The organism is Magnetococcus sp. PR-3, from assembly GCF_036689865.1.
Classification (GTDB): domain Bacteria; phylum Pseudomonadota; class Magnetococcia; order Magnetococcales; family Magnetococcaceae; genus Magnetococcus.
This window is the reverse complement of the sequence record NZ_JBAHUQ010000050.1, coordinates 19,177-29,267: the sequence shown is the minus strand read 5'-3', so window position 1 is coordinate 29,267 and position 10,091 is coordinate 19,177. Positions and strand designations below refer to the sequence as shown.

The following is a 10,091-nucleotide window of genomic DNA, read 5'->3' as shown; positions in this document are numbered from 1 at the left end:
CGTCTAGATTGGGTTTTGACTAACTATACCAACCCGCTTGCGCCACTTGGGCAGACCACTTCGCGCCATGGGTTTCTCATGGGTAAAGAATGTGGCACCACACAGGTATTGCCAGTAAGGGTTCTCTAGCCAGTAATTGACCACATCATCTTCAGAGAGTCGATACATGGATTGAAGCAGGGGCAGCCCAACCATCACACGCGTGGAATTGGCGAAACAGATTAAGGGGCTCACGACATATTTGTTCCGGTTATTTCTGGTAACTTATTAAATTTGAAGTGATTTTAAACTTGATTGTGGGGCGGGTAGGGAAGAGCGCGGGAGTAAGGCTTGGTGCCTTACTCCCGTTTCTACTTAAGCGTTGACGACTTTCATAAAGCGTCCATTTTTATCCAATAGACCATTCTTTGGGGTGTCGTTCTTGCCGTCCCCTTCGGTGTAGTCTTTACCCTCTGCATTGGGGAAGTAAAGACCCAGGTTACGAATGGTGTTCTTGCGCCATTTCGCAAGCTCTTCCAGAGAGATGCCAGACATTTTAGCAAAGCGTTCGCGGCGTTCCTGGGTTTTGAAGTTGATACGGTCCCACTCCAAAGCACGCAGCATATGCAGATCTTGCGGTTGGAACTCATCTGTGGCGATCGACCCTCGGCCAAAACCAAAGAAGTTGCTGTCCCCAAAATCAAAATTTTGGGGAAGTGCCCCCAGTTCTAAAGCGCGGCTGTACATTTCTGTTTTGGGGAGAGGGGTTGCAATGTGAAAAGAGACCATATCCACATCCATCTCATCCGCATAGTTGCACGTATCGCGTATTTGATCCCAGGTCTCACCCGGTGAGCCGATAATAAAGTCCGCTGAAATTTCAAACCCAAGCTCTTTGCCTTTTTTCACCAAGGGTGGGACTTTTCTTAGATCGAGCGGTTTTTTGAGAATATGATCCAGCACATGCTGATTGCCCGACTCAATGGGGAGAATCAGCTGGTAGGTTTTGGCCTCCTTCATCATCTCCAACATATCTTCCGTTAGTAGGAAGGTCGCCAGATTAAGAGATTTCCACCACAGATCATAATCCCGATCGATTAACCCCTGTAGAATCTGTTTAAAACGTTTCCGGTTAATAATGAGATTATCATCCAGAAAGAGAATCTCCTTAACCCCATAATCGTTGTAGAGGATATCAATCTCTTCAAGAACGTTTTCTGCGGAGCGCAGGCGTACCTTGCTGCCATCAATCGAGTGGGTGCTACAGTAAATGCAGTCATACGGGCAACCACGACTGGTCGAGGTCAGCACGTAGGGCTCATAGCGCGCATTCATAACGTTGCCGAAGCTGTTATTAACGTTAAAATACTCAGGCAAGCGCATTTTTTGATAGTCGGGGAAGGGGACGGTATCCAGGGGTTTGACATAGGCGACAGGGTCATTTACCACGAGCTTATCATCTTGCCAATAAGCAATGCCGTCAAACTTTGAAAAATCGGTTTCCCCCCGATCCAGCATATCTAATATTTGCGGAAAGCGCTCTTCACCTTCCCCCATAACACCATAATCAGCCACCTTGTCACGCATGGCCAAATCCACAGAGGTGGTCACATAGACCCCCCCTAATAGCAGTATAACTTTTGGTGCGCGTTCCTTAATCGCCTGGGCAAGGGCATGAAAGCTCTGTGCGTACTCCAAAGACATACAGGTCAGTGCAACCACTTCTGGGGCAAAGTCCATGATACGGTCGACCGTTTGGTCGATGGATAGATTGCCCAGGTGAGGGTCCAGTGCCTCTACCTCATAACGCTCTTGATCCACCACTGCGGAGAGAATACCCAGGGTATAGGGCGGGACGACCCACAGACGCTTTCCCAGCCAAGAGGTGTTTGGCATGGTAATCATAACCCGCTTAACATGACGCATGGGTTTTATTCCTTATTTTAAGGCCTTCCGCCAGAAAGGCCGTTGTTCCGCCAGGAGACAACCCTTTGGGGTGGGGCTGTCATCCGCCTCACTACATGTCCACCTTCTATTGGATGCAAAGGCTTTGCCATAGGCATGGATGCATCCAGGTGTGTGGTTTTATCCTATTGTAATAGAAGGGTTTGTGAAGTGAGACTAATTTGGCCTCATTTTATCAAGTTCAGCATGATGAATCTAGTGTGATAGGTGGTAGGTCTCAATTTTGCAATCTTTAGCCGTGAAGGTGCAGGTAATGCAAGCCCTTATTTAGATGGGAAGTGTTTGATGAATAAGAACTTAGCGCCAGTTATGGCTTGGGATGTTGTTGCCATGCAGGAAGTTGCAAAGCAACTTTTTCCCCATGCAGATTCATCCGAAGCCTTGGGTGAAGCGTGTGAGGCTTGGTTGGCTTCCAATCCGGATCATGCGGTGGTGCAGCATCTGTTGGGCTGGAAGCTGCTTCATGACGGTGCGTTTGAACAGGCCTTGGCTTGTTTTGAGAAGTCGATGGTGTGGGGTGAGCTGGAAAGTACCGTGATGGTTCACAAGGCCATGGTGCAGATTCATTTAGGCCAAGGAAAAAAAGCACTTATGCTGTGCCAATTGCTGAGTCACCAAATGACAAAGCCAGGCTTGGTCGAGATGTTGAAGGCGTGTGCACATCTTTTACTGTACCAAATGGATATTGCTGTACAAGCGTTACAAAAAGGGTTGATGCAAGCACCGGATTGGGCGCCCCTTTACACCCTGGCTATTCCCTTGTCCCATCTGCTGGGTGTGCCGTTACGTGGACGTTTGATTGAGGATATGCAGCGGCACTTTTTACCGCATGCCGTCCAGACTATCCCGCCTGCCCAACCATTGGATCTGTTTTATCTGGATCAGTCCCAACTCGCACACAGCTCTGAGCCTGCGTTGCAGGTTGTCACCCCTTGTGGGGGTACGGCATCGCAACTGTTGATGGTGTTGTCTCAGCCCGATCAGCCGCAGCAAGAGCGGCCCGATGTGGTTGAGATTGAGGAGGACACCATCGTTGAACGGTACAGTAAGACCCCTTTGCGGGGGCCTGAACGGTTTGTATTGAACTGGGATGACCGGACGCACTTACGCCAAGCTTTTTCTCTGATTGATCAATTTACGACTGCCCAGGCCATACGCAAACAGCAGGCGGCAGAAATTCTTGCACGTTTGGCCGCTTTGCCTAGTGATGGTTATGGGCAAGACGAGATGCCGCGCATTCTATTGGTCTGCTCAAAGCAACACCCCAGTTTTGCTGGAGTCGAGAAATTGGCTCTGTTGCTCTCTGAGCAAGCTGACGTGAGCATATGCCACGAGCAGCAGCCGTTGAGTGTGCTGGATTTACGGATGGTCCTTGAGCAAGTTGAACAAATCCTGCCACATTTGATGGTGTGGTGGGATGGTGAGGCTTTGGACCTGCCTGTTCCTCAAATATTGCCTTTTGAAAGTAGGCTGTGTTTGGAGCCCATGCGTGAACCTGTGGCACAATTAGAGAAGCGGCCAGATCGAACCCTTAAAATGCTCCCCTTAGGTGCATGGCCTGGAGGTGGGGTTTGGTTCCCCTATGCAGGCTTGCCGGTTTCAGAAGGGCAGGCGATCTATGCCTTTGCACAGTGGTTAATGGATCAGATCCCTGTCAAACAGGCTGATGCGCAGCAGGTTATCCAGTTGAGTGATATGGCACCTGAACATCAAGCGCTCTTTCAGCAAAAAAATGCTTTAATTCAAGAAGGTCGTTATGAAGAGGGGGTGGCTGGTTTAGAGGCTTTGGCTGCGCGCTACCCCAACCAACCCGAGCTCCTTTTTATTTTGGGTGAAGTTGCTCAGCAGCAAAAGCGGTATGAGGCCGCATTGCCGTGGTTAGAAAAAGCCGTCCAGCTAAAGCCGGATATGCTCATGTTTTTACAGGGGTTAGCAGAGTGTTATTTGGCTTTGGAAAAAGTTGAACAGGCAGAAGCTATTTTTAAGCGCATACTGAGTTTGGATGCCAACCATCATGCAACCTTGCTTGGTTTGGCTAACCTTTACCTCCAATATAGAACCCCTGTGCCCAAGTTGTGTGAAGGGTACCTGCTTCAGCTCATGAAGCTGCTGCCGCAAGAGGCCATTGTCTATGCTGCTTTGTTGCGCTATTACGATGCAGTTGGGCAGAAGGTACAGAAGAATTGGGCTTTTACGCTCATGAATCACTGGCGCTTGGAAAGTGATGTTTTTGTAGAGCAACCGGTGGAGGATCTGTTTTTTTTAACGCCAGAAGCTGCTTTAGCGCAGGCTGAAAAACAGATTAAGGTTGCCCATACCACCTCTATTTCCCTGCCTCAGCTCTGTTTTTACCAAGGCGCTTCCTTGCCCCGCAGTGATTTGCCCCATCTGCTGGCCATAACCGATAAAATTAGTCACTACTTCTCCAGGCCGATGTTGCGGCTCCCTGCTCAAGTATCTTTTGATCCAAGTGATCGTGCGCAGGTGGCTAAAGCTAAGGAGGTTGCAGAACTGCTAGATCAGGTTAAATTGGCGCAAGGGCGGCGGGCCGCGGTGGTTTTGCAGCAGTTGGTGAATACCGCACCCAGGGCTGTTGATGAGGGGCCGGTACGTGTCTTTGCCGCGGCCTCCCGTATGACGACCGTTATGCAGTATGCCTCTGCACGCTTGATCCAGGCTTTTAAAGCGCTTGGTTGTGAGGTGCATTTTCTCATTGGCCGGGATTTTAAAGAAGATCTGACTGCGCTGGATCTGTTTTCAGCCATGAAGGAGTTTAATCCCCATATTGTGTTGAGTATCAACTGGGCAACCAACGAATACTACCATCCTGACCGCTGGAATGTGGTGTGGTATCAGGATCCTTTGGCCGATTTAAGCAAGGGTCAACCTCTCCCTTGGCGGCCGCGAGATCTGGTCTATTCGGTTTTGCCGTACCTGGATGAAATGATTAAAAAAACAGGTTACGCCAACCCCAAGTCCCAAGGGTTTTGTGTGGATTTGGATACCTTTAAGCGTTATAAGCCCTGGGAAGAGCGCCGTAAAATTATTTTTGTGGGTACGGCATACGCTAAGAATTTGCGGTTGCATGATGAAAATGAAGTAGCTTTGATTGAGCAGTTTGTAGCTGCCAGTGAGGCGGGGCAGGCTATTGCCCCCGATATGGTGCATCAAATGGCCCTGGAGCGGGGTTTAGAGCCGGTTCGCATCTGTGAGTATGTCTATCCCTATGCGGTGCGTGATATGGCCGTACGTTGGCTTTGTGAGCTGGCGCCAGAGTTGCCGTATGAGGTGGAGATTTATGGCTATGGTTGGGAAAAAGACCCGGTGGTAGCCCCGTATTTTAAAGGGGTCGCCATGCAAGGGTCGCGTTTAATTCAGCTCTACAACGAGGCGCGCTATGCGTTGTCGCCTCAAATCCATATGGTCAATAGTCAACGCACGGCAGAAATTGCAGCTTGTGGGGCCGTGCCGGTGGTTAATGATCATCGGGCATTTGCCAGTAAACCCCATTGGGATGAGCAGCTGCTTTTTTTCCGTACCAAGGCCGATCTGTTGCATGTGCTCAGTCAAAAACCCAAAAAGGACCCTTATGAGATTGCCCAGTCCTTCTCATACCATACATTTGCTCGACGTATTCTAGCAGATACGGGGCTATTGGAAGCTGTGGAGAAAGGTCTGGAAAAATCGACAGGATAGCGGTCGATTTCACTTGACTTTACTGTTGTTTGAGTTTTGGTTGTCGGCATCATAAAAACCTGTCCACCAAAAGGTTTTGGGTGCTTGACAGCGCTTTTTCATAGCGCTTAATATTTGGTTAAGGGTAAATCCTAAAACAGCCACCTTTCTGTTGAGCCAGGGACTCGGTGTTTTGTCCTGTTAGTCAGGCTTCCAGGTGCGGGTACGGTGTGGTCTGTTTGGTTGTATAGAGGCAAACCTGCTTGGCAGGTTGGGTTCTGAAAGTAGGTGCGGCACCATGCAGTTAGGTGTACAGCACCATTGGTTTTTTACTTAATTAGGTGTGGCTTGGCCATGCTTGGTTTGTGACAGTTAACCGGTGGCGACCATAGTCGAAGGCTGCCGCTTGGTGGAGGAAACAGATGGATCAGGAGCTCCTGGGCGCTCTGGAGGAGCGTTGGAACGCGCTGGCCGAAACTGTCCGGACGCTAAAAAGTGAAAACCATGCCCTGAAAGAGCGGGTGCGGGAACGGGAAGAACAGCTGGCACGGGTTGGTGATGTTACGGCCAAGCTGAAGCAGAAAGTTGAAGGGTTGCAACAAGATCGCAATCAAACCATGGGCCGCATTGAAGGCCTGCTCTCCCGCTTTGAGGATCATGACTAACCCCTGTGGGTTAGGTGTGACGATCATTAAGTGGACACTGATAGGCATCAAGGGCAAGACCCATGGCAGAGATGATTGAAGTAACGATTTTGGGGCAGCACTTTAAGCTGCGTACCGATACCGGCAACGATTATGTGCATGAGCTGGCGGAATATGTGGAAACTCTGGTGGAGGAGCTGCGCAGTCAATCTCGTGCAGCATCCACCGATCGTGTGGCGCTCATGGCTGCGCTACAGATCGCAGATCGCTATTTCCAGCTGCGCCAGCAGAGTGAAGGTAACAAAGAGTTGGCCAATGGTCGGATCCAACGCCTTATCGAGGCCAGTGATCAGATCTTGGCTGAGTAACTATCCAGATCCCCTGGGGTATTTGTGAGGAGTACAGACTTCCTGAGCCGATACTTCTGAACCCGGGTGGCCTGCACTGACCGTGGAGCGAGAACCTCTTGTGGTTCACCAGAAGCGGTTATTCGGGCTGCCACCGTAAGCTAACGGGTTCAAGAAGCTTGTCTCTAACGGTACCCTGGGGGTGTTGGATGGAATCTTGGCAATCCATGACTTAATGGTCATGGCGCTGTCAGGTGTGTGTTGTACCTGGTTGGGTATAACGCATTACAGCTGTTTGTTGGCCCGTCGTTGTAAGTTGTACTCCTGCCTCTTTCCGTGTTTACCCGATAGATATCATTGATCGTGAGGATTCTGCGTCTGTGACTCATGCTGCGCATAAAGCAGAGCTGCGTCATCAGCTGTTGGCTTGGCGGCAAGCTCAAGATGATCAGCCGTCAGAGCTTGCCAGTACTGCAGCGGTAAAGCATTTGGTCAGCCACCCCCAATTTAAACAATCGGGTGCGGTGGGGGCCTACTGCTCGGTACGTGGTGAGCTTGACACGTCAGCACTGCTCCAAGCGGTGTGGGTGGGCGGTAAAGTGCTCTACCTCCCTATGTTGATGGGGGCGGAGAAGGTCATGCGCTTTGGTCGCCATGAGGTAGGCCAAAGCTTGGCGCATGGGCGTTATGGTATCCCTCAGCCAGCTGATGATGTGCCTCAAACCGTAGGTTTGCTTGGTATTGATCTGTTGGTGTTGCCTCTGGTTGGATTCGATGCCCTGGGTGGGCGTCTGGGGTATGGAGGGGGCTACTATGATCAAACGCTGGCAAACAGTAGACAGCGCCCCTTCTTGTTGGGGTTGGCTTTTGAGGGGCAGCGGGTTGAGAAATTGCCCCAGGAACCGCATGATATTGCCCTGGATGCCGTGGTGACGGAGTGTGGGTGGTATTCGTTTGATGCGGCAGAGTAATCTGCCCTCTGGGCTCAGTAGAGCCCTTGTGCATGCCTTGTTTTGGTATGCTTTAATGATGACCTGACGTCCCTGCTTGGCAGCGGGCGATTATGTTTGGAGAGAACCCTTTATGGATATCATTCTGTTGGTGGTCGGTTTGATTTTGGGCGCGGGCGGTGTCTTTGCGATGCTACGCAACCAGAGCAAACAGGCCCTGGATGAGCGGGATGCCCGTATTACGTTGTTGCAGAATCAAGCTCAGGAACAGGCCAAAAACGCCGTTAAAGAGGTGGAGTTGGCCATGAAAGGGGAGCGCATCCAGATCCGTGAGGAGTTGGAAGCTGAACTGAAAGGGCGCCGGGAAGAGGTCGAAGGTAACCAAAAACGGTTGGATAAGCGCGAAAATCAGTTGGATCGTAAGGTCGAACAGGCTGATCGGCGCGACCAAGAGCTGGACCAGCGCCGGAGTAATTTAGATAAAGAACAGGCTAAAGTTGCCGACCGTCAGCAGCACTATGAGGGGTTGGTGACGCAGGCCGATGAAAAGCTTGAAGAGATTGCGGGTTTAACCCGTGAAGAGGCCAAGAACCGTATTCAGGAAGAGCTTGGAGAACGGGCACGGCATGAGGCATCCCGTCAGTTGAAACAGATTGAGGATGATACCCGGACCCACGCCCAGAAAAAAGCCCAAGAGGTCATCTGTAGTGCTATTCAGCGCTTTGCAGGTGAGTTTGTGGTGGACCGTACCGTCTCTGTGGTTCAGCTGCCGACGGATGAGATGAAGGGTCGTATTATCGGGCGTGAAGGGCGCAATATCCGAGCGTTAGAAGCCGCCACGGGATGTGACCTGATTATTGATGACACCCCCGAAGCTGTGGTGGTATCCGGCTTTAACCCCGTACGTCGTCAGGTTGCCCGTCGTGCTCTGGAAGAGCTGGTAGGGGATGGTCGTATTCACCCTGCCCGCATTGAAGAGGTGGTGCGTAAAGCCCGTAAAGCGGTTAATCAAGAGATTCGTGAAGCGGGTGAGCAGGCGATTTATGATGTGGGTATCACCAATATTCACCCTGAAATTGTTAAACTTTTGGGTACGTTGAAGTTTCGGACTTCATATACACAAAATGTGCTGGCGCACTCGGTGGAGGTTGCGCACTTTGCGGGCATTATGGCGGAGGAGATGGGGCTGGATGGTAAGGTCGCCCGCCGTTGTGGCTTGTTGCACGATATTGGTAAGGCTGTGGATCATGATAATCCAGGTAGCCATGCGGTATTGGGCGGGGAGCTGTGTAAGAAATACAAAGAGAATGAGATCGTCACCAACGCTGTGTGGTCACACCACTTTGATATTGAGCCCAACTCTGTTTATGGTCCGCTCACCAATGCAGCGGATGCGCTGTCTGCGGCGCGCCCGGGTGCTCGACGTGAAAATGTAGAGACCTATATCAAGCGCTTGGAAGAGTTGGAGCGTATTGCCACAGACTTTAAAGGTGTCGAGAAGGCCTATGCCATTCAGGCGGGGCGTGAGTTGCGGGTGATGGTCTCATACGATCGGGTAAACGATGAAGGTTCCATGTTATTGGCACGAGAAATTGCCCAGCAGGTGGAGTCTGAAATGACCTACCCGGGTGAGATCAAAGTAACCGTCATCCGAGAGATGCGGGCTTCTGAGGTTGCACGTTAAGCCCCTCTAATAGCTGCCCATTTAAAAAAAGCCTCCATGGTCGACCATGGAGGCTTTTTTGTTGGCGATCTATCGTGTGGGCTCAAAAGAACTTCTACCTTTAAACTACTTCTGGGGGGGCTTCTTTTTACGTTCGTTTTGCGCTTTATCCATAAACCGGGAGATGGTGGCATTGACCTCTTCCTCCATAGGGGGGAGGTCGCCGTAGATCCAGCTCTCTTGTGTGGTGTTGTACACAAATTTTTGGCAGGGTCCTGTAAAGGGTCCGCGTGGCGGATCCTCTTCCAGTTGGGTTGGCATATAAAACCGTACAAACGGATTTCTGGGGTGATAGCCAATAATCGCCTTGGATTTGCCGATAGAGATGGTGCTGTAGCAGCGGTCTTTAATGCCATTTTGAATGATGCACTGGGTGATCTCATCAAAGTACTCCAGCGCATTCAATTCAATTAACTGACGGCGCTGATGCCGGCAAAGCCTGTGGATATCTGTTTTAGGAAACAGACCCCGATACTGTTTATAGCGTCGGCAGCTACAGGTCATGGTGTGTAGATTGACCTGATAAATCTGCTCTGCCTTGCTGTGGCTGGACACATTAATGGTACGATCAAACTCAGAAGGAAGCGTGGCGATAGGGTGGGGGCGACATAGGCCCATACTATTCATCACCCTTTGGCGTCGATACCACGGGGTGATCACCAGTTTAAGGAGAAGAAACCACAACGAAAGTGTGGCTATGATAATGGCGATAGTTTGCATGCCGTCAAATCATCTTTGTTTAAGCCCGCTGCTTTTAAAAAAAAATCGATGGGCTAAGTGTCTGTCCGTGTGATTTTTTATTATCCTC

Annotated in this window: 8 protein-coding genes and 1 other RNA gene; 6 read left to right on the top strand and 3 right to left on the bottom strand. The window is 50.5% G+C overall.

Annotated features, from left to right (window positions below; genetic code table 11):
* Nucleotides 1–3: 3 nt before the first annotated feature.
* Both V5T57_RS21030 and V5T57_RS19760 read right to left on the bottom strand, forming a co-directional pair.
* The gene (locus V5T57_RS21030; RefSeq protein ID WP_442918247.1) at nt 4–195 is read right to left on the bottom strand and encodes a transposase; all 192 of its coding nucleotides are present in this window, start codon (nt 193–195) and stop codon (nt 4–6) included.
* Nucleotides 196–354: 159 nt separating this feature from the next.
* Nucleotides 355–1,905: a B12-binding domain-containing radical SAM protein gene (locus tag V5T57_RS19760; RefSeq protein WP_332892991.1), complete on the bottom strand. Its 1,551-nt coding sequence runs from the start codon at nt 1,903–1,905 to the stop codon at nt 355–357.
* 324 nt (nt 1,906–2,229) lie between these two features.
* Between V5T57_RS19760 and V5T57_RS19755 the strand changes: the two genes are divergently transcribed.
* The 6 genes from V5T57_RS19755 to rny all read left to right on the top strand — a co-directional run bounded on the left by V5T57_RS19755 (nt 2,230) and on the right by rny (nt 9,244).
* Nucleotides 2,230–5,640: a tetratricopeptide repeat protein gene (locus V5T57_RS19755; protein WP_332892990.1), complete on the top strand. Its 3,411-nt coding sequence runs from the start codon at nt 2,230–2,232 to the stop codon at nt 5,638–5,640.
* A gap of 401 nt (nt 5,641–6,041) precedes the next feature.
* On the top strand, nt 6,042–6,284 hold the full coding sequence (locus V5T57_RS19750) for a cell division protein ZapB (protein ID WP_332892989.1): 243 nt from the start codon (nt 6,042–6,044) through the stop codon (nt 6,282–6,284).
* Between the two features lie 62 nt (nt 6,285–6,346).
* Nucleotides 6,347–6,631, top strand: coding sequence for a cell division protein ZapA (locus tag V5T57_RS19745; protein ID WP_332892988.1), 285 nt, complete (start codon nt 6,347–6,349; stop codon nt 6,629–6,631).
* Nucleotides 6,632–6,638: 7 nt separating this feature from the next.
* Nucleotides 6,639–6,817: non-coding RNA, 6S RNA (gene ssrS / locus V5T57_RS19740), on the top strand.
* 173 nt (nt 6,818–6,990) lie between these two features.
* On the top strand, nt 6,991–7,581 hold the full coding sequence (locus V5T57_RS19735; protein WP_332892987.1) for a 5-formyltetrahydrofolate cyclo-ligase: 591 nt from the start codon (nt 6,991–6,993) through the stop codon (nt 7,579–7,581).
* A gap of 112 nt (nt 7,582–7,693) precedes the next feature.
* Entirely contained in the window at nt 7,694–9,244 is a 1,551-nt protein-coding gene (gene rny / locus V5T57_RS19730) for a ribonuclease Y (RefSeq protein WP_332892986.1), read from the top strand.
* 105 nt (nt 9,245–9,349) lie between these two features.
* On the opposite strand, the gene V5T57_RS19725 is transcribed toward rny, so the two are convergent.
* Nucleotides 9,350–9,901 carry a hypothetical protein gene (locus V5T57_RS19725; protein WP_332892985.1) on the bottom strand — a complete coding sequence of 184 codons (552 nt, stop codon included), beginning with the start codon at nt 9,899–9,901 and terminating at the stop codon, nt 9,350–9,352.
* Nucleotides 9,902–10,091: the final 190 nt, after the last annotated feature.